Origin of the sequence: Flagellimonas profundi, assembly GCF_017313275.1 — a bacterium.
GTDB classification, from domain to species: Bacteria; Bacteroidota; Bacteroidia; order Flavobacteriales; family Flavobacteriaceae; genus Flagellimonas; species Flagellimonas profundi.
The window spans coordinates 1,573,972-1,594,624 of sequence record NZ_JAFLNM010000001.1; the positions used below are offsets into that span (position 1 = coordinate 1,573,972).

Here is a 20,653-nt window from a genome sequence, read left to right on the forward strand (position 1 = left end):
TACCCTAGGTTAGATCAAATAGCGGTAAGACCGGAAATCAAGCCTCACCTATAACACTGTGGCAGGAATGCCATTTCAGGTATCTTAGTTCCAACAATTCAAGTATTGGTGTGCCCAATGGTGTAAGAAGGCCGCTACAGTAAGGCAGATGGAACACACGGTCGACGAAAAGTATTTCATCGATTTCACGAGCAAGAAGCTCACCATAGTTGACAGGGACACCGGGGAACTGAAGGAACTGGAATTGTTCGATTGTATATTGGGTGGCACAGCAGGTAAAACTATGTGATGGCCTATGCCAGCTACATGCTAGAGGATATCAGCTGCTTCCCCGGGAATGGACTGTGGTTCTACCTCAGTGTAGTGAGGTGAATACCCCACAACCCAAAATTGACCGTTACCAAGAGTAGCCACTTTAAAACAAAAAACATTGCGGATATGCAACTTTTGAAGAAGTAATTTAGTTTGCAAAAAAAGTAAGGTAACAGAAAGCCCTGAAGATGAAAAAAAGTTCAATAAAGACCAGCTTTGAAGATAACAAAACTATCGCTTAACTTTATGCCAAGTTCACTCCAATATCGTGTACTTCCAACCAATTGGTCCCTAGTGGGTGAAGTAACCTTAAAATGACTACATACATAAGACCGGAGCAGTTTATAAATCAAGAATGAAGAATGGCAGATAATATAAAACTCGGATTGACAGAGAATTGGAAACAATTCACCCTATTGGTTATCGTAAATGCTTTCGTGGGGGGAATGATCGGAATGGAACGTTCCATCTTTCCTCAATTTGCCCAATTGGAATTTGGTGTTGCATCAAAAACAGCCATACTTTCATTTATAACTGCATTTGGTATTACCAAAGCTTTCGCGAACTATTATACTGGACGACTTGCCAATAAATTTGGTCGCAAAAAACTCCTTCTTATAGGTTGGCTACTTGCCATTCCCATTCCATTTATCCTGATTTATGCATCCAGTTGGGGGCTTGTTGTATTTGCCAATGTGTTATTGGGTATCAGCCAAGGTTTGACATGGAGCAGTACCGTTGTTATGAAAATTGACCTTGTTGGTGAAAAAGATCGTGGTTTTGCAATGGGACTAAACGAATTTGCCGGCTATTTTGCTGTAGGTCTCGTTGCATTTTTGACAGGATATATCGCCAATACCTATGGCATTACCCCCTATCCGTTTTATATGGGAATCTTCATTGCTGTCACAGGCTTTCTACTTACCATTTTTTGGGTTAAAGATACACGGGTATTTGTGCACAAGGAAAGTGTGATGGACAATACAGTTCAGTTGGATAATATTTTTTTGGAGACCACTTTCAAGAACAAGACTTTGAGTTCGGTCACACAAGCGGGTCTTATCAATAATTTAAATGACGGGATGATTTGGGGTCTTTTACCAATGGTTCTGTTATCGATGAATTATGACAATGAAAATATTGGGATACTTACGGCAATCTACCCTACTGTTTGGGGTATCGGGCAGCTGTTTACAGGTAAAATGTCCGATCATTACTCGAAAAAGTCAATGCTGTTTTGGGGAATGCTTTTGCAAGGCTTGGCGATTTTGTTCATCCCAATGAGCAGTGATTTTTATGTTTTGACATCCATTTCAGTGATTTTGGGTTTGGGAACCGCTTTGGTTTATCCTACTTTCCTTTCGACAATTGCCCAAGTGACAAGTCCAAGACAGCGAGCGGAAAGTATAGGCTCATTTCGTCTTTGGAGAGATTTGGGTTACGCTTTTGGAGCAGTGATTTCAGGTATCACAGCAGACTTGTTCGGAGTTGAATATGCCATTTTTTTGATTGGCGGGTTGACGATTGTTTCTTCATTGATCATTAAATTCCGTATGCCCGAGCAAATAAAGAACGTAAAGGAATGTATTGAAGCCAACAAAGTAAGACAAGCCCTTCAAGCGAATAAAAAAATTCAAATCATAGATGTGAGAAGCAAAGAAGAATATGATTATGCACACATTCCAAATGCCGTGAACATTTCACTCCAGGAATTAAAGGACAAAATCTTCCAACTTGACAAGAGCCTTCAATACATTACCACATGTGAAAAAGGTGGTGGGCGTTCGGCAGACGGGGCAAAATTATTGAAAGAATTCGGGTTAAATGCAATTTGGTTATGTGGAGGCACCAATGGTTGGTTGAAAGGCGCGGATTAAAATGTTCAACTTGCCATTAGGGATGCGTAAAACTATAGTTGCGGTTTTCACCAGATATTTAAGGTCCGTTGGACTCCATTCAAAAAACATATCCAATCCGAATAGGACCAAGGCAATCCCCAATCCTATTCGAACCATTTTATATACTCCTCTGGACGTTCCTTTTATTTCTTGGTCAAATGATATCCAGCCGATTCAACGGCAGAAGTGATTTCCTCTTCGGTGGCACTTGTGGTCTGTACGGTCAACAATTTGTCTTGGGAAGCAAAGTCTACAGACCAATCGGTCACGCCATCCACCTTATCCAAAAATGGTTTTACGGTATTGGCACACCCACTGCACTTAATATTTGATTTGAATTGTAATGTACTCATGTTCATCAATTTTAAATTAGAGAATTATTAAAGTTTAATTGTTTTAAGCCTCAAACTGTTCAATACGACCGATACACTGCTAAAGGCCATAGCGGCACCAGCTATCATCGGGTCCAACAAAAATCCATTGATCGGATACAGCAGCCCTGCAGCTATAGGAATTCCAATGATATTGTATATAAAGGCCCAAAAAAGATTTTGTCTTATACCCACAACGGTCTTATGGGAGAGCTTCAACGCTTTGGGAATGGCATTTAAATCAGAGGTGATCAAGGTCATTTTCGCGACATCCATGGCAATGTCGGACCCTTTGCCCATCGCGATACTGACATCTGCTTGGGCAAGTGCCTGCGAATCATTGATACCATCGCCCACCATGGCGACCACCTTTCCACTTTCTTGAAGCCTTTTCACAAAATCAGCTTTCTCTGATGGGAGCACTTCGGCTTCATAGCTTTTGATACCCACCTGTTGTGATACGGCTTCGGCGGTCATCTTGTTATCACCGGTCATCATGTAAACTTCCATACCATTCCCCTGCATTTCCCGTATGGCTTCCTTTGAGGATTCCTTTATACTATCCATAATGGCCAAAATCGCCTTCACCTTGCCTCCACCGCCAAAGTATATGACCGTTTTGGCTTCCTGCTCTAACCCTTCGACCATGTGCCCCAGGTTGTCATCCATGGCGATTCCTTTTTCGACCATCAACTTATGATTGCCCACAAGGTATTGGGTTCCATCCAATGCCTCAGCGCGCACACCTTTTCCTGTAATACTATTGAAGTTCAAAATTTCGACCGGATTTACCTTTCTATTTTTTAAAAAGGAGACCACGGCTTCAGCCAAGGGATGTTCGGACTGTCCTTCCATGGCATATAAAATTTGCTCCAGGGCCCTGTGATCGGTCACATGGTCCGCAAAGACCATATCGGTCACCACAGGCTTTCCTTCAGTTATGGTACCCGTTTTATCCAGGACAATGGCATTCACTTTGTAACCCAACTCCAGGCTTTCCGCATCTTTGATGAGAATATTGTGTTCGGCCCCCTTGCCTATTCCCACCATGATGGCTGTGGGGGTTGCCAAACCCAGCGCACAGGGACAAGCTATTACCAATACGGCAACTGCGGTCAACAGTGCATGGGTAAAAGCGTCCTCACCTCCCAGGAACATCCAAGTGATAAATGTCACCAGTGAAATCGTCATTACCACGGGAACAAAAATACCGGCAATCCTGTCCACCAATTTTTGTACGGGCGCTTTGCTCCCCTGTGCTTCCTGCACCATCTTGATGATCTGGGACAAAAGGGTCTCCCCTCCCACCCGGTCAGCTACAAACTGAAAGCTTCCTTTTTGGTTTACGGTACCGGCAAAAACTTTTTCATCCTTTGTCTTTTCTACAGGGACGGGTTCGCCTGTGATCATACTTTCATCAACATAGGAACTTCCTTTGGACACCGTTCCATCCACAGGGATTTTCTCTCCCGGTCTGACCAATATCGTTTGACCTACCTTGACCGAAGAAATAGGGATTTCCCTTTCCTCCCCATCTGCTATCACCTTTAAGGTCTTGGGCTGCAACCCTATCAATTTCTTTATGGCGGAGGATGTATTTGATTTCGCCTTTTCTTCCAATAATTTCCCCAATGAAATAAAGGTGATGATCACTGTGGCCGCCTCATAATATACATGGGGTTCCATGCCTTTACTGAGCCAAAATTCAGGAAAAAAGGTATTGAATGCACTGAACAAAAAGGCAATGCCCGTACTGAGTGCGACCAAGGTATCCATATTGGCCTTACCGAATCTGGCCTGCTTGAGGGCATTTATGAAAAAGCTTCGGCCAAACCAGAACAGGATAGGAACGGCAAGTACCAACGAAATCCACCTACCCAGGACCCAATCCATAAAAAACATCCCCAGAAGGAAAATGGGAAGTGTCAAAATAGCGGACCAAAGGGTTCGCTTTTTTATGGATACATAATGCTTTTTCGAAAGCTCTTCCTGTACTTCGGTAGGATCCTCGGCATCCACAATTATATCATAACCGATTTGACGTACCGCATTTTGAAGATCGCTTAGGTCCATAGCACTGTCATACTCCACAAGGACCGTACTGTTGGCAAAGTTGACACTGGCATTGTAGACCCCTTCGGTATGGCCCAGCATGGATTCCACGCTGGATGCACAGGCAGCACAGGTCATTCCAGTGACCGGGAAAGATTTTTTTGACACCGTCTTCGCTTTCCTTTCGGTGTCCTCAATAATATCGATTGCATCCATTTTCTACTCCGATTTGTATGGTACAAATTTCAGAATAGACCTAAAATGGACTGTTACGTTATTTACTGAAAGAGTTGTAGAATTTTCCGAAAAATCAACTTTTATCTTTCCTTGTCAAGTACTTAACCTTAATTGGTGAGTGGTTTTTAGAATTCGGCAACATCTATGAGATCAGGTTCGCCCACGTCAATCTTTTTTGGAAAATTTGCCCCGATCAGTTTAGAATATATTCGATAGGACAAACCATTGTAGTGAACTTGGGGCAAAACAAGAACATTGGTTGTAAGTAATCGCCTTTCATTCGGCCAGATTCTTTGTTTCTTCGCTAAGCGATCCCTCGAATTTAGGAATAGGCCGCTTTTCTTTTCCTGCTTCAGTTTCCACTATTCCATTTTCCTTGATGTCGTTTATCAACCACTGCATTTCCATTATCTCCCTGCGTTGTGCCTTGATAATTTCATTGGCAAGCTCCCGTACCCTGACATCTTTTATTTGAGAACGTTCACTGGTCAAAATAGCAATGGAATGATGGGGTATCATTCCTTCCATGTAGTCGACTCCTGAAACGGTAACCTGACTCCTGACCAGCCATATCCCACCTGCAATCAACAAAACACCCAAGGCTAATATTGACATGTTCTTGCGTCGGTCTTTATACATCTGTAGCATATATAGTAGCATAATAATGATCATCGACCCCCCCATGATCAAAGTCATGAAAAATCTAGTCTCACTATACCAAAAGTGATCAATGATTTGATATGAGTGGGTGTACATTAAAAAAAACATGGCGACCATTGAAGTACCAATCATCGCAAAAAACTTTAAATAATTATTGGATTTTCTTTGACTATCTTCCATTGTGCAAATTTTATCTGGTTATTGTGATTATTCCTTGACTTTCGAGTATTGTATTGTTCCATTCCAATTGTAGGCCTGACAATTTACCTGTCCCAGTTATCGTATATCGGTTCAATTGGCTTTGTTCATCGCTTGTATTTTATATTGACCCCCCTTATTTTCCAATGCCTTTTGTAGCTTTTCAAGGGGGACCTCAAATTGCGACTCCACTGTAGCTTCTGCGTTTTTTAGATCGACCGCTACATCGGCTACACCGGCCACATTGAAAAGAGCTTCTTCAACGTGCCCCCTACAGCCATCACAAGTCATTCCTTCTATTTGGTATCTTCTTTTCATGTTGTGATCATTTTTTATTTTAACAATTTTACACCTAGAATCAACAATGTTGGTTCCAACACGTATGGGAAAAGTAACACTTTCTGTATAAGGGCGTTGTTTGAAAAAAAACAAACCTTGACCCATTTGCGAAGAAAGGTGTTTTTTAAATTAGCGTTTAGGAGGCTGGTTCCTTGGGAAGGTATTGCGCCCTTAATGGTAGAGGTTAAATATCATCAAGCGATATTCTATTTTGAATGGCACTTTTCTTAAATTGTGTAGGTGTCATTCCAGTTACTTTTTTAAATTGGTTGCTTAAATAGGCAACGCTGCTATAGTCCAATTGAAACGCTATTTCCTTTAAGCCCAATTCGTCATAAACAAGAAACTCTTTGATCTTTTCAATCTTTTGGTTGATGATATATTGCTCCAAGGTAATGCTTTCCACCGCGGAAAACAGTGAACTAAGATACTTATAGTCAAGATGCAATCCATCGGAAAGGTATTCGGGCCATTTGACCTTTTCCATGGGTCCGGTGTAGTGTATCGCCTCAATCACTAGGTTTTTGATCTGTTCGATCAACTGACCTTTACGATCATTGACAATCGTAAATCCGATTTTCCCAAGTCTTTTGTTGAGACCTTCCCGTTTTTCATCCGTTATTTTTCCGCTAAGTGTTATTTCACCCAACGACACATTCATATAGGGAATGCCCTCATCGTCCAAAATACCTTTGACGGCCATGATGCATCTCGGACAGACCATGTTTTTGATGTACAACACATCTTTCGATTTACTGGACCCAACTTCCATATCATGCAGTGAATTTCCACAGGGCCTTCAAAAAAATGACGACCACTGCCAATATAACGATCAATATCAAGGCCAATATGCCAAGGATTTTCATTCTTTTTTCCTTTCTATTCTTGGCCGGGTCCCTTTTCTTTTTCGCCAGACCCCTTTTTTTCTTTCGTCTTTGCCTCCTAAGTTCGCTCATTTTTCCAAAAATGGTTCAACTGGCACAATAGCCAACTATTTGCTCCTAACAGGAGTCCTTTGCCAAATAATATGTCAATGTGTTTGAACTATCGCCTTTTCCATAATTTTCTGATCGTTGGCGAGCTGACATACCACAACAAGAATCCGCTCAAAACGGTAATCAATCCCATCAGGGAAAAAATCCGTAAAACCATGGTGTTAAAATCGTCCCGTCCCTCATAGTCCATGGTATGGGTCATCCACAAAAAATCGAACCATCTCCAGGACCGATGCCTTACACGTTGAAACGACCCATCGGTCTCTGAGACATACGCTTTAAGGTTTTCATCCGTTTCATAGGTGATCACATAGGCTGGTAATGGACGTCCACGATACTCGTGCTGCCCACCTGTTTGGGTGAGTCTTTCAACACTTTTGACCTTAAGTTCGGGCAACATATACTGTGAAGCAACGGCCAAGGCCTGTTGTTCATCGATACCCTTTTTGATCTCCCCCGTTTGTGCATCCATCAAAACCCCACCATTGATCCAATAATAGGGACTTCCCCCTATATTTCTCATTTCCAAAGATTTGATTTTAACGTTCCCGTGTCCATTGGGAGCAATTAAATTCCCAAATTCTGACTGGTCCGGATGCTCCTTGATGAATTGATCTCCATGGATCTCGTCAATGTCCGTCCAACTAAAATATAGTCCACTGATGGTCCACATTAGGAACTGGATCCCAATAAATAGGCCAAGATATCTATGTATCTTTCTGACCTTCATCGATGTTTTTCTTCCGACCATTAGTTCTTCCCGTTGTTCCGTGAGGAGTTATGCATCTTTACAATTTTCCATTCCCCATCCGTTTTTTTAAGGATGGTGGTGGCAACCCCTTTTCTGCTGATCGTTTTGCCCTCACCTCCATTTTCCGATTTTAGGCCAATGGTATAGACATAGCTTTCCGTAGTAAAGGCAAAGGGTAGCTCCACCTTCACTTCAATGGTATAATCCGAGAACCTAAAACTATTGAAATGTCCAAGTTCTGGACCTATATGATGGTCGAGATAATGTTGATAGGTGCCTTCCACGCCCCCGGATTCAAAAACTTCGGAATCTTCCGCAAAAAGCTCCAAGGTACCTTCCGTGGTCAAATTTTGCAGTGCTTCTTTATAGCTTTCCAATATCCTGAGCACAGCGGCCCTGTCCTGGTCTAGGTTTTCCTTGTTAGGGTTTGTTTGGCCAAAGCTTGTCCCTGTGAGAAATACGGCCATTAGAAAAATCCGTAAAGTAATACGTTTCATTAGTTTGTTTTAACATTGTTTAGGTTAGTATATATTGTATGATAAAGGCTCCCAGGACAATCGAAATGACGATCCCATACAGGATATAGGCCAACCATTTTTTTAAAATGGCCTTTTTCGGCTGCACAGGTCCATTGTCACGACAACAGTCTTTCATCTTTTTTTCCATTAGTGCCTGACAAGGGAAGGGAACGATTAACTAACTAACTCACCAACCAATCAACTTTGGGTGTTCCCCTCCCTTTCAGGACTTTATTTCCTCATTCATAGTAACCGGACATGACCAACAACAATAGCAATATCGTTTGTCCCGGTTTTAGGGTAATTTCCATGTCATTTTCAATTATCCAATTCTTCCATTAGATCATTTACCAAGGTCAATATCCGTTCTTTCTCTTCCACCGATAATTTTGCATCCTTATGGATCAGGGTATAGGAAGATAGGGGCATCTTATCGTCTTCGATCTGACTTGCGATGGACTTTAGTTTGCTCCTTTTTCTTCGATCCGAATAGTCGCCCCATTCATTAAAATTGAGTTCTTCCTTTCCCTCTTTGATGTGTTCTTCCAAAAACCAGGCGATGGGTTGGACCTTATTGTACCACGGGTATTGGGTGTTGTTACTGTGGCAATCATAGCAAGATACCCGCAAATCGTGTTCGATATCCTTGGCAACCTGGTTCACCGACATGAAGTCCGTATCGGGAACCACATCGCTCAAGTTGAGATCTGTGGGCACAAACTGGATGCCCACAAATCCCAACAGCACTACCAATACTATGATTTTCAGTACTTTCATTTAATTGATTTCCTTTTGCACCTTACCACAGGTCAACATCTTACTTCCAAAAAATGGATTCTGGATTTCGCTGCTTGCGCTGAGCCACGTTCCTCCTTGGTTGTTGTTGTACATGGGGCAGAATTGTTGGTACAAGGTTTTGGAAGTCCCGGTTATGGCAATAAAATCGACCATATCCTTGCCCAGTCCCTCAAAGTGTTCCCGTTGGTGACCGATATCACTTTTGGCGATGTGCTCCCCATGTTCCTTGGCCACTTCAATGATATCGGACAGCTCCTTCTGTTGCTGTTCATCGTATCCGCTGATATCAAAGCTGCCCAAGGCACTGGCCAAGGCTTGGCCCGATTTGGCCGCTTCATCCTTATTGTCCGCCACCAGGGCATCCTTAAGTTGGAGGTAGCTATCGATCACGGATGTGCCCTGTGCATCGGACGAACCCATATCATGGTCCATGGTCCCGTGGTCCATTTCCCCCGCAGAGCTCTCATGGTGATGGCCCTCTTCCGTTCCCATCTCCATATGGGCTCCTTCCTTGTCATTTGTTTCCTTCTTACCGTCCTTACAGGAAATCACGGTAACGGTCAAAAGCGCAATGGCAATTGTACTTAATGTAACTGTTGTTCTTTTCATTGTAATTGATTTTATGATTAATTCTTCATTTTGATTGCCCGGGGTCGGCATATTTGTATTATCCCCCATTATTGTTACTATTTTAATTTTTTCATCTAATTTTCCATTTCTCCCACGCAGGCACTCTGCCCTTATTCTTCCTCGACCGTACGCTTTTCCCCCAAAAACAATCGTTCCCCGAAAAAAATAAGCACCATCAATACCAGGGCAACAATGACCACCAAAAGATCACTACCGGCCTTTGACCAAATAAAGGCGCCCAACACCAGTGCATCCAGCACAAGGGCCGTAATGAGGATAATGGGATTTGCACCGATTTCCTTTCGTAGATTGTTTAGGACCCCCCAATGGATCCCGATATCCATGATCAAATAAAAGATGGCCCCCAATGCAGCGATCCGGCTCAGATCGAACAACACGGTGAGCCCTATGGCAATCACCACGGTATACACCAACATATGTTTCTGTATGTCCCCGGGCATCCCAAAATGTCGATGTGGTATCAATTCCTTTTCAGTGAGCATGGTGGTCATCCGGGAAACGGCAAAAATGCTGGCAACGACCCCGGAAACGGTGGATATGATCGCCAGACCAACGGTGAACCAGACCCCATATTTTCCAAAAGCGGGTCTGGATGCCTCGGCCAGTGAATAGTCCTTGGCCGCAATGATTTCCTGGATGGAAAGATTGGAAGAGACCGCAAATGCCACCATGAGATAGACCAGGGTACATATCACCAAAGAAATGACAATGGCCCGTCCCACGTTACGTTTGGGATCGACGATCTCATCCCCGCTATTGGTAATGGTGGTAAAACCCTTATAGGCCAATATCGACAGTGCCAATGCCCCCAAATAATCCACCAGGGAATGCTCGGTCAAGGACTGGGAAGGAACGACCTGATCAAAGGTAAATCCAGCTGCCCAAAGGCCACCAATGGCAAAAACCGCTATCCCGCCGATTTTTAGTATGGCCATGACCAAGGACGACCTCCCGATCGCTTTGTTTCCCATCACATTGACAATAAAGGCTGTGATCAACAACATTACCCCAAGGACAGGGGGCCAGAATCCTTTCGACTCCACATCAAAAAGCTCCAATACGTAGGTCCCGAACGTCCGGGCCACCAAACTCTCATTGATGACCATGGAAAGAGCCATCAGCAGTGCACCGGTAGCGGTCCAGGCCGTTTTACCGTATACCTTTTTGAGGTACATGCCAATGCCCCCGGCAGAGGGGTAGGTGTTGGACATTTTGACATAGGTATAGGAACTGAAACCTGAGATGACTGCCCCGATTAAAAAAGCAAAGGGAAACCATTGGCCGGAGAGTTCGGCAACCTGACCCAAGAGCGCAAAAATTCCCGCACCGATCATCACACCAGTTCCCAAAGCAACGGTATTGGTCAGACTCAGGCTATTTTTTTTGTATTCTGCCATTTAAAAACGGGCTAGCAGGCCTCCGCCCCAACCATATCGGTTGTTGTAGTTGGCCTGGATTGAAAAATTACGTGAAAGGATATAGGAGGCCCCTACCAGCCATTGGGTCTCACTTTCATAGGATGAATTCCCCAAATCGTTGACCCATCCAAAATCGGCCCGAAATTCATATTCCCCCTCGAGGAAAATCCTTGGAAAAAGCAATAGTTCCCTATCCAACCTTATTCTTGGACGCAGCTGGTGGTCCATACTCACATCCATATTAAAGCGGTATGGGGTAAAATACTTGACCCCTATCAGTCCCACTGTATTGAAGCGGTCATAGGAATCAGGGATGGAGGTTTCCGTGTTCACCCCTGCATAGACCCGTACCCAGTCATTGAGATATCTGTTATAATTGAATTCCACCTCGGCATTTTGGTCGTAGTCAAATTCTGCCCGTACCCCAAATTCATTCCTGATATTACTTGAAACAAGGAAGAGTTCATTAAAATTGGAACCCAATCTGGCAGCACCCCAAGCATAATAATGGTCAGTTTCATCTACCAACTTTTGAACAGGAAAATCCTTCATCCTCACATCCCTTGGGGTATCATAACTGAAAACCCTGGCCATGCCCCCCATCATGTGATAGAGGATATGACAGTGGAAAAACCAATCCCCGTACTCTTCATTATAAAATTCGATGACCACTTTCTGCATGGGCGGCACATTGACCGTATGTTTCAAGGGTGACTTTTCACCATTCTCATTGATGACCCTGAAATAATGCCCATGGAGGTGCATCGGATGGTGCATCATGGTCAGGTTGTTGAGGGTGATCCGGGTTACTTCCCCACCTTTGATCTTGATCTTATCGGTTTCTGAAAGTGGCACACCGTTCATACTCCAGATATACCGTTGCATATTTCCCGTCAGGTTCAACAGAATGTCATTGACGGGCAGATCGGCATTATAGGTAGTACTTTCCTTTGCTTTTAAGAAATCATAGTTGAAATACGTTTTACGGGTATCGTAATCAAAAGCTGAAGTGTCTTTCTGCATCATTGGCATAGTCTGAACCATAGGGTCTTCCATCTTATCCTTATGTCCGGTGGATTTCATTGACGTTGAATCCTTTTCCATTCCTGCCATATCCCCCATCTTTTTATCCATCTCCATGTGCCTATGATCTTCATTCGCATTCATAGGCCTTTTATCATCCATCTTCGCAATGGGTTTATCCTTTTGACCGCTCATTTCGGTCTTATCCATCGACATCCCATTGTGCATACCCATATCCATGCTGCCATCCTTCATGTCCATCTGCATCCCATACTTTTGCATCAAATATTCGGGTGTATTTTTCTTCTTGTTGCCGGCCATTGCCGGAGCTCCCATTTTCATGTCCATTTGGGCCATTTGTTTCATCATCGCCACTTTGTCGGGCCTATCGATGGTCGTTGCGGGAAAAAGCGTTCCCTGCCCTAAATGCAACGAGGTATGCCCGGAGCCGTCCTGTGCCGTGGCGGTTACCTCCAAAGTGCCTTCAGGAACGGTCACGATGACATCATAGGTCTCGGCAATGCCAAAAAGAAAACGACTTTTGGAAACAGGCTCCACATCGACACCATCCCCGGAAACCACCATGGGGTTACCGCCACCGAAATCCATCCAATAATAGGTGGAGGCAGAGGCATTGACGAACCGGAGCCGCACTTTTTCCCCTGGTTTGAAATCAGGGTATTCGGCCAATGTTTTCCCATTGGTCAAAAATGCGGGGTAGTAGATATCCGCAATATCCGCTCCCTCCATACGATCTCGCCAAAATTTGAGCTGTGCACCTAGTGCACCTTCCTTAATGACCCTGCTCAAGGGCACCGCGGTCCCTTTTTTGACCTGGTACCACTCGTTTCCCCGTTTAAGGTTTCGGAGCACGTTCATGGCCTTTTCGTTCGTCCAATCGGAAAGCACCACGACCAAATCCTTATCGTAGTCCAACGTCTTTTCCTTGGGATGGATCAATATCGAGCCATACACCCCCTTTTGCTCTTGTAGCATGGTGTGGGAATGGTACCAATAGGTACCTGATTGGTTGATCGGAATCCGATATTGGAAAGTTGTGCCAGGTTCTATGGGCGGTGTGGTCAAATAGGGAACCCCGTCATAAAAATTGGGCAAGATCAATCCATGCCAGTGTACGGAGGTTTCCACATCCATCTTATTGGTCACGTTGATCAGGGCGAGGTCACCCTCGTTGAATTCCAAGACCGGTCCCGGAATACTCCCATTGATGGTCATTGCATCGGCAGTGACCCCACCGAGGGTCAATTTGTTCTGTTCCAGTACAAGATTGTATTCCCGAACGGGTCTACCTTCCTCTTTTCTGTCCTCACCATTTGTCCCCACTTGCCCAAAAACATGGGTCGTCAAGGCAGTTAGGACAAAAAACAAGATTTTAGATTTCAATATTTTCATCATTCATTCATTTACATTTGTTCAATTACATTTCATCGGTGATTTCACCGCAGGTCAACATAGCCTCTCCGAAATAGGGGTTTTTGATCTCTTTGGTCGTACTCAACCAATAGGCACCTTTGTTGTTATCGGCCATCGGGCAAAACTGTTCGTATATCTTTTGATCCACCCCAAAAAGCTTGATACCATTGGATAAATGGGCGGACAGCTGTTTAAAATGGTTGCGTTGCACCTTGACATCCGATATCTTTGAAATGGAATTCGCCGAACTGGAGATTTCCTTCGATATCGTCATCCAATGGCCGTGCGCCTTCTTGTCCGTCAATTGTTTCATATCCACATGTTCCAAGGCCGACAATACTTTTTTTGCAGCGGCATTTGCCTTGGTACCATTATCATTGACAAGGGCATCCTTTAACTCCAAGTAGGCGCTCAACACCTGTTTCAATTGGTTTTTAAAAGTCGCTGTCGCCGTCATTCGCTGGTCCATGTCGGAATGGTCCGTTTTACTTTCCTGTTTGACATCGCCCATATCCATATCCGAATGATCGCTACCGCCTGTACCCTTGTCATCCCCCATCTTCATTCCTCCGTGGTTATGTCCCGTCATGGCGGGCCCACCTTCAGGATTCATCATGCTCGGTTTCCCGGCCAATTGGGCCGCCGCGTCGATACTAAAGGTCCCATTTACCGCGATCTCATCCCCTTCCTGCAGCCCCTCCTTCACAATGAACCCATTTCCCAACGATGGTCCCAAGGTGACATCGCGCAACACAAAATTCACCCCATTGGATGTGGTATTCTTGATGTATACCACAGAACGTTCCCCGGTCCACATCACTGCCGACTTAGGAATGGTTATCGCTTCTGATGCAATGGGCTGTTTTGCTTTCACGGTTCCGGAAGCGAACATTTCCGGCTTTAACCTTAAACCGGCGTTCCCGATCTCGATTCTGGCCTTGGCAACCCTAGTCATGGGATTGATTACCGGGTCGATATAGGAAATCCTGCCTTTGAAATTTTCGCCCGGGAGGGAGGGTATGGTAAAGACCACTTCGTCGCCTTTCCTTACCCAGGGCATGTCGGACTCATAAATATCGAACAATACCCAAACGCTGTTCAGGTTGGCAATTTGATATAATGCCTTGCCCTTGTTGACATAGTCGCCAAGGTTTACCATTTTTTCGGTAACGTAGCCTGAAACATCGGCATGTATCGGCAATTCCTCCTTAACGGTCCCGGATTGAAGTATCTGTGCGATTTGGTTGTCGGAAAGCTTCCAGTTTTTTAATTTTTCCTTGGCGGCATTAAAAAACTGCGGTTGGGTGTCCGCCACCTTTCTTGCTTCAAAAAGTTCCTCTTGTGCAGTGACCAGGTCAGGGGAATAAATATAGGCGATGATCTGCCCCTGCTTGATGTACTCCCCTGTAAAATTGACCATTAGCCGTTCCACCCTCCCGGGAATATGGGAAGATTGGGAATAGATCGATCGTTCATCCGCTTCCACCTTGCCATTAAGATCGATCAATTTGACCGGGGCGGTCTTGCCCACGATTTCCGTAGAGACATTGGCAAGCTGCATGGCCGTTTTCGACATGTTTACGGCCATAGGGTCCAGTTCCGAACCGTTATCACTTTCCAAAGGGATCAAGTCCATCCCACAAATGGGACAATCTCCCGGTTCCGGCTGTCTGATCTGCGGATGCATCGAGCAGGTCCAAGTGGTTTCTTCCGATACTTCCGAAGCATGTTGGTGTTCCTCCGTGGCATTGCCCTTCGAGCCTCCGAACAATAGCCAACCCAGCAAAAGTCCAAGAACCAGGGTGGACAAGGCTATTTTTACTATTTTTTGTGTTTCTGATTTCATCTTATTATTTTTTTGCCGTGATATAGTTAAACTTGGCCAACGCTATTTCATACTGCGTCAATGCGCTTATTTTCAATTTAGTATACTTCAACAACTGTTGCTGCATTCGCAACACCTCCTCGAAGTCCTTCCCGGAATTCCCATAGGCTGTGAACAACAGATTGAGTGCTTGTTCCGATTCCATGATCTGCTCATCAAAGAGGGAAATCAAATCCGTCTGCTGCCTTATGTCAAAAACGGCCATTTCATAATTGGTCTTCAATGTATTGGTGACTTCCTTTTTTTGCAGTGCATAACTTTCCTGCATCAATTGGGCCTCCTTTTCGGCTGCCCTGTACTTACCCCTGAATAGGGGCAGGCTCAAGGTAAGCATGGGCATCAATACATCCTTGCCGTTATCGGGAACCACCATGTCCGTTCGCTCATCGACCATTACATAGTCCAGTCCGATCCCGACTTTTGGCAAGCCTTGTTTAAGGGCTGCCCTTTCAGAGGCCTCTGCTGCCTTGACCTTTAATTCCAGGGAATTCAAGAGCGGATGGTCCACCACCAAGGAATCTTTTGTGTAATCAATGGGCAGTACATTGGCCCCAAAGGTCTCAGGGATGTTTATTTGTTCATCTTCCTTACGGTCCAATAATTTATTGAAGGACGCCAGAAGGGGGATTTCCTTATGTTTAAGGATACCCAGATTCGTCCGGGCTTCCTTTAAAAGCACGTCCACCCTTAAGACATCGACCAATGATCCCAGGCCGTTTTTAAATTTCGTATTGGAAACCGTCCTGTAGGATTCCAGGATGGCGATGTTGTCCTCTTCGATCCGTACCCACTCCTTAAGTTCGTACAATGGGAAATAAGCTGCTGAAACCTCGTAATAAAGTTTGTTCCTGGCATCCAAAAAAGACTGGTACTTGGCCTCTGCCATAAGTGCAGTGGCATCACCTTGGGCCTTTAAGGTTCCAAACCAAGGAAACATCTGAGTCAGTGAAAACCTTGCCTTTTGGGGCCCTACCCGGGTTTCGACCGGGGAGATGAAGTACCCAAAGGACAGGTTTGGATCTGGTAAAGCCTTCACCTGCGGTACTTTTTGTAACGCCGCCTCAAAATCTTTGTACTGTGAAAGCAACCCTGGATTGTTCTCAGCCGCTACCTTAAAGTAATCCTCCAAGGTCTGGCCGTTGGAAAGGATACTTGTCAAGACAAATATGATGGTCAATACATTTTTCATTTTACTGTATTTTTTTCAATGCTTTGTTGCGATTTATAATGACTGTTTCCCTCCAATAGGCTTGGAGTACCGGGACCACGAACATGGTCATGATCTGAATGGCCATTCCCCCAAAAGTCGGGATGGCCATGGGAATCATAATGTCGGCCCCTTTTCCGGTCGAGGTCAGCACGGGCAAAAGGGCGATGATGGCCACGGCGGCCGTCATCATGGCGGGACGGACCCTCTTTTTCCCTGCCTCCAAAACCGCCGCTCTTACATCCGGTACGGTTTGAGGGTTCTTTTCCTCAAAAACCTGGTGGATGTACGTACCCATGATGACACCATCATCTGTGGCAATACCGAAAAGTGCGATAAAACCAACCCAAACCGCAACGCTTAAATTGATCGTGTGCATTTGGAACAGATCTCGCATGTTGACCCCTGAAATGGCAAAATTCATGAACCAATCCTGACCATAGAGCCAGAGCATTATGAAACCTCCCGCAAAAGCAACAAAAACCCCGGAAAAATGGATGGAGGAAGCGATGACCGTCTTGAACTGAAAAAACAGCAGCAAGAAAATAACGATCAAACTGATCGGTATGACAATGGACAGTCTTTTCACTGCCCGGATTTGGTTCTCATAACTCCCTGAAAACTTATAGCTTATTCCGGCGGGGACCGTTAATTCACCTGCATTGATTTTTTTCTGGATGGCTTCCTGGGCATCGTTCACCACATCGACTTCCGCAAAACCGTCCCGTTTATCAAAAAGCACATAGCCTACCAAAAAGGTGTTTTCGCTCTTGATGGCCTGAGGCCCGCGGACATATTCAAAATCCACCACTTGGGATAAGGGAATTTGCGCCCCTACCGGTGTGGGAATCAAAATTTTCTTCAACGATTCCGGGTCGTCCCTTAATTCCCTCGGGTAGCGCACCCGCACGGGAAAACGTTCCCTACCCTCAACGGTGGAGGTGATTTTCATCCCACCGATCGCTGTTTCAATGCTTTGCTGCACATCTTCAATGTTCAAACCATATCGGGATATCCCGTCCCTGTTGATATTGAGGTGCAAATAAGGTTTGCCCACTATTCTATCGGCGAATACGGCTTCTGCCTTGACCGAGGGCACTTCCTTCAAGATACCTTCCAATTGCATCCCAAAATCCTCGATGGTCTTCAGATCGGGACCAAAAACCTTGATCCCCATGGGAGCGCGCATTCCGGTCTGCAACATCACCAACCGGGTTTCTATGGGCTGTAATTTGGGAGCAGAGGTTATACCCGGGATTTTGGTGACCTTTACGATCTCGTCCCAGATATCATTGGGCGATTTGATATGGGGTCGCCAGTTTCGGTAAAACTCACCGTCCTCATCCACGATCAGGTCCTTCTCGGCAATCCCTTGCCGTAAGGCCTCCTCATTGGTCAAAGTGTCCTTATCCTGGGTAATGAACCTATCTTTCCGATCCACTTTAAAACGGATCCTATGCCCCTCTTCATTCACAATGAATTCAGATTTATAGTTGATGATGTTCTCATACATGGAGATGGGTGCAGGATCCAGTGCGGATTCAACGCGACCGAGTTTACCGACAACCAAGTCCACTTCGGGTATGCTTCCCAAGAGCATATCCAACTGTCCAACCACCCTTTTGTTGTATTCCACCCCAGAATGCGGCATCGATGTCGGCATCAACAGGAACGATCCTTCATTGAGCGATGGCATAAACTCAGATCCTATTCCCGGGAATCTCTTGGAAGCTGCCTGCCATCCCGAGGTCTGTCGGACACTTTTCCAACCTACCGATTCAAAACCTTTGGCCACGATTCCAAAGGTGCTATCGAACCCCAGCCAAACCAATACCCCAAAAAACAGGGTCACGAATGGGATGAGCATGAACTTTCCCTTGTTTTCCAGACACCACTTTAGGACCGGGGTATAGAAATGTACGATTCCCATCAAAGCGGCCAGGATAATGCCCACTAGGAACAACACAAAAAAGTAGTTGACCACAATACCGTTTTGGGGTCCCAAGGGCATCCATTCCTCGGTCAGGAAGAAGGAAGCGATAAAAACGGTCAGTCCCAAATTGATATAGTTGGGAAACGATTTATAGTGCTCCGGCCATTTGGGTTCCATCAAATTGTTCAACCCAATGAGTGAAATGACCAATGGCAACCACATCTGGGCATAGAATGCAAAGATAAGCCCGGTGGATATCAATAGAATGGACCAAAACCGTCGCACCCGTTTCTTGTCATAATCCACCCCCATTACAAAATGGGCCAATGCCGGAAGCACAACGATTCCCAGCACAAAGGCGCTCAACAGGGCAAAGGTCTTGGTAAAGGCCAAGGGCCTAAATAGCTTCCCTTCTGCCGATTGCATGGCAAAGACAGGCACAAAGCTCACGACGGTGGTCGCCAATGCGGTCGTAATTGCCGAGGCCACTTCCACGGTGGCCTTATATATTACCTGAATGAGTTCCTTGCCCTTGGCACCATGGTTCTCGGGCATTTCCAAATGACGGATAATGTTCTCGACGAACACGATCCCCACGTCCACCATCACCCCTATGGCAATTGCTATCCCGGAAAGGGCCACCACATTGGCATCTACCCCGGCATATTGCATGACAATAAAGGTCATTAGCACCCCGACAGGCAATAGACTGGATATGATCACAGAGGCTCTCAGGTTGAGCACAAGTACCAGTACAACGATGATGCTGATCAGTATTTCGTGGGACAGGGCATTTTCCAAAGTACCTATGGTCTCGTGGATGAGCTGTGTCCGGTCATAAAACGGGACCACGGTCAATTGGCTTTCCACACCATTGGCCAAGGTCTTTTTGGGCAAGCCGGGTGCGATTTCCTTGATCTTGTCCTTCACATTATTGATGACCGCCAAGGGATTGGAACCATAACGGGCGACCACGACGCCACCTACCACTTCGGCGCCCCCTTTATCGAGCACGCCCCTTCGTGTGGCCGGTCCCAAGCTGACCACCCCAATATCCTTGACCCGAACCGGGACATTGTCAAAGACGGCAACCACGGCCTTTTCTATGTCTTCCGTATTTTTGACATATCCCAAGCCCCTGACCAAATATTCTGCTTGATTGACTTCAATGGTCTTGGCGCCCACATCCCTGTTCGACTTCCGTACGGCCTCCATGACCTTGTATAAAGGAATATTATAGGCTTTCAGGGCATCTGGATTTACATCCACTTGATATTCTTGGACGAAACCACCGATCGAAGCCACTTCGGACACCCCGTCCACGGCATTCAACCCGTATTTCACATAAAAATCCTGGGCAGTCCGTATCTCGTGCAGATCCCATCCTCCCGTAGGGTTGCCATCCTTGTCCCTTCCTTCCAGGGTATACCAATATACCTGTCCCAATGCCGTGGCGTCAGGACCCAAAGTCGGGGTTACCCCATCGGGCAACAGCCCTGCGGGAAGTGAATTCAATTTTTCAAGGATCCGGGAGCGCGACCAATAAAATTCCACATCATCATTAAAAATGATATAGATACTGGAAAATCCAAAGATGGATGAACTACGGATCGTTTTCACCCCTGGAATTCCCAGTAAATAGGTCGTCATTGGATAAGAAATCTGATCCTCGATATCTTGTGGCGATCGCCCGGGCCATTGCGTGAAAACAATTTGCTGGTTTTCCCCAATATCGGGAATGGCATCCACGGGCACCGGGTCTTTTGGGAGAAAGCCCGTATTCCAATTGAAGGGGGAAGTGACAATCCCCCAGGTAACCAACGTTATTAAAACGAGAACGGTCACCAGTTTGTTTTCTAAAAAGTATTTTATGATTTTATTAAGCATATCATGAGTTTATTGTGTTGGAAATAGTGAAAATGTTCCAAAGGCAATAAATACCTAGGGCCATGCCAAAAACCATAGCACGGCCA

16 protein-coding genes are annotated in these 20,653 nt (G+C 45.3%); 2 read left to right on the forward strand and 14 right to left on the reverse strand.

Annotation, left to right across the window (positions count from 1 at the left end; genetic code table 11):
* Window positions 1-148 precede the first annotated feature (148 nt).
* Window positions 149-289, forward strand: coding sequence for a hypothetical protein (locus J0654_RS07285; protein ID WP_207027211.1), 141 nt, complete (start codon window positions 149-151; stop codon window positions 287-289).
* 385 nt (window positions 290-674) lie between these two features.
* Window positions 675-2,189, forward strand: coding sequence for an MFS transporter (locus J0654_RS07290; protein WP_207027212.1), 1,515 nt, complete (start codon window positions 675-677; stop codon window positions 2,187-2,189).
* Window positions 2,190-2,353: 164 nt separating this feature from the next.
* Here the strand turns inward: J0654_RS07290 and J0654_RS07295 are convergent, their stop codons facing one another.
* The 14 genes from J0654_RS07295 to J0654_RS07360 form a co-directional block, all read right to left on the reverse strand.
* On the reverse strand, window positions 2,354-2,563 hold the full coding sequence (locus J0654_RS07295; protein ID WP_051947607.1) for a heavy-metal-associated domain-containing protein: 210 nt from the start codon (window positions 2,561-2,563) through the stop codon (window positions 2,354-2,356).
* Between the two features lie 27 nt (window positions 2,564-2,590).
* The gene (locus tag J0654_RS07300; protein WP_207027214.1) at window positions 2,591-4,849 is read right to left on the reverse strand and encodes a heavy metal translocating P-type ATPase; all 2,259 of its coding nucleotides are present in this window, start codon (window positions 4,847-4,849) and stop codon (window positions 2,591-2,593) included.
* A 297-nt stretch (window positions 4,850-5,146) separates the two neighbouring features.
* Window positions 5,147-5,485: a DUF305 domain-containing protein gene (locus tag J0654_RS18275; protein WP_234414759.1), complete on the reverse strand. Its 339-nt coding sequence runs from the start codon at window positions 5,483-5,485 to the stop codon at window positions 5,147-5,149.
* Window positions 5,486-5,821: 336 nt separating this feature from the next.
* Entirely contained in the window at window positions 5,822-6,046 is a 225-nt protein-coding gene (locus J0654_RS07310) for a heavy-metal-associated domain-containing protein (RefSeq protein WP_161594393.1), read from the reverse strand.
* A 205-nt stretch (window positions 6,047-6,251) separates the two neighbouring features.
* Window positions 6,252-6,809 carry a helix-turn-helix domain-containing protein gene (locus J0654_RS07315; protein WP_470299793.1) on the reverse strand — a complete coding sequence of 186 codons (558 nt, stop codon included), beginning with the start codon at window positions 6,807-6,809 and terminating at the stop codon, window positions 6,252-6,254.
* 302 nt (window positions 6,810-7,111) lie between these two features.
* Window positions 7,112-7,813 carry a PepSY domain-containing protein gene (locus tag J0654_RS07320; protein WP_036385860.1) on the reverse strand — a complete coding sequence of 234 codons (702 nt, stop codon included), beginning with the start codon at window positions 7,811-7,813 and terminating at the stop codon, window positions 7,112-7,114.
* Window positions 7,813-8,310, reverse strand: coding sequence for a YybH family protein (locus J0654_RS07325; RefSeq protein WP_207027215.1), 498 nt, complete (start codon window positions 8,308-8,310; stop codon window positions 7,813-7,815). Before J0654_RS07325 ends, J0654_RS07320 begins: the two co-directional genes overlap by 1 nt.
* A 339-nt stretch (window positions 8,311-8,649) precedes the next feature.
* On the reverse strand, window positions 8,650-9,108 hold the full coding sequence (locus J0654_RS07330; protein ID WP_207027217.1) for a heme-binding domain-containing protein: 459 nt from the start codon (window positions 9,106-9,108) through the stop codon (window positions 8,650-8,652).
* Window positions 9,109-9,738: a DUF3347 domain-containing protein gene (locus J0654_RS07335; protein ID WP_072882340.1), complete on the reverse strand. Its 630-nt coding sequence runs from the start codon at window positions 9,736-9,738 to the stop codon at window positions 9,109-9,111. It lies immediately after the preceding gene.
* A 131-nt stretch (window positions 9,739-9,869) separates the two neighbouring features.
* Window positions 9,870-11,177 carry an APC family permease gene (locus J0654_RS07340; protein WP_207027219.1) on the reverse strand — a complete coding sequence of 436 codons (1,308 nt, stop codon included), beginning with the start codon at window positions 11,175-11,177 and terminating at the stop codon, window positions 9,870-9,872.
* Window positions 11,178-13,634, reverse strand: a complete 2,457-nt coding sequence (locus tag J0654_RS07345) for a multicopper oxidase domain-containing protein (RefSeq protein ID WP_207028028.1) — start codon at window positions 13,632-13,634, stop codon at window positions 11,178-11,180.
* A gap of 25 nt (window positions 13,635-13,659) precedes the next feature.
* A complete protein-coding gene (locus J0654_RS07350) occupies window positions 13,660-15,501 on the reverse strand; it encodes an efflux RND transporter periplasmic adaptor subunit (protein WP_207027221.1) in 1,842 nt (613 codons plus the stop codon).
* A 4-nt stretch (window positions 15,502-15,505) separates the two neighbouring features.
* Complete coding sequence (locus J0654_RS07355) at window positions 15,506-16,729, reverse strand: TolC family protein (protein WP_237685904.1); 1,224 nt, start codon at window positions 16,727-16,729, stop codon at window positions 15,506-15,508.
* 1 nt (window position 16,730) lies between these two features.
* Entirely contained in the window at window positions 16,731-20,567 is a 3,837-nt protein-coding gene (locus tag J0654_RS07360) for an efflux RND transporter permease subunit (RefSeq protein ID WP_207027223.1), read from the reverse strand.
* Window positions 20,568-20,653: the final 86 nt, after the last annotated feature.

What these genes read in the sequence shown, in the direction of transcription:
- J0654_RS07285 (WP_207027211.1), top strand. Translation starts at nt 149, where the DNA reads ATGGAACACACGGTCGACGAAAAGTATTTCATCGATTTCACGAGCAAG.
- J0654_RS07310 (WP_161594393.1), bottom strand. Translation starts at nt 6,046, where the DNA reads ATGAAAAGAAGATACCAAATAGAAGGAATGACTTGTGATGGCTGTAGG.
- J0654_RS18275 (WP_234414759.1), bottom strand. Translation starts at nt 5,485, where the DNA reads ATGTCAATATTAGCCTTGGGTGTTTTGTTGATTGCAGGTGGGATATGG.
- J0654_RS07345 (WP_207028028.1), bottom strand. Translation starts at nt 13,634, where the DNA reads ATGAAAATATTGAAATCTAAAATCTTGTTTTTTGTCCTAACTGCCTTG.
- J0654_RS07330 (WP_207027217.1), bottom strand. Translation starts at nt 9,108, where the DNA reads ATGAAAGTACTGAAAATCATAGTATTGGTAGTGCTGTTGGGATTTGTG.
- J0654_RS07340 (WP_207027219.1), bottom strand. Translation starts at nt 11,177, where the DNA reads ATGGCAGAATACAAAAAAAATAGCCTGAGTCTGACCAATACCGTTGCT.
- J0654_RS07360 (WP_207027223.1), bottom strand. Translation starts at nt 20,567, where the DNA reads ATGCTTAATAAAATCATAAAATACTTTTTAGAAAACAAACTGGTGACC.
- J0654_RS07300 (WP_207027214.1), bottom strand. Translation starts at nt 4,849, where the DNA reads ATGGATGCAATCGATATTATTGAGGACACCGAAAGGAAAGCGAAGACG.
- J0654_RS07290 (WP_207027212.1), top strand. Translation starts at nt 675, where the DNA reads ATGGCAGATAATATAAAACTCGGATTGACAGAGAATTGGAAACAATTC.
- J0654_RS07320 (WP_036385860.1), bottom strand. Translation starts at nt 7,813, where the DNA reads ATGGTCGGAAGAAAAACATCGATGAAGGTCAGAAAGATACATAGATAT.
- J0654_RS07355 (WP_237685904.1), bottom strand. Translation starts at nt 16,729, where the DNA reads ATGAAAAATGTATTGACCATCATATTTGTCTTGACAAGTATCCTTTCC.
- J0654_RS07350 (WP_207027221.1), bottom strand. Translation starts at nt 15,501, where the DNA reads ATGAAATCAGAAACACAAAAAATAGTAAAAATAGCCTTGTCCACCCTG.
- J0654_RS07295 (WP_051947607.1), bottom strand. Translation starts at nt 2,563, where the DNA reads ATGAGTACATTACAATTCAAATCAAATATTAAGTGCAGTGGGTGTGCC.
- J0654_RS07335 (WP_072882340.1), bottom strand. Translation starts at nt 9,738, where the DNA reads ATGAAAAGAACAACAGTTACATTAAGTACAATTGCCATTGCGCTTTTG.
- J0654_RS07325 (WP_207027215.1), bottom strand. Translation starts at nt 8,310, where the DNA reads ATGAAACGTATTACTTTACGGATTTTTCTAATGGCCGTATTTCTCACA.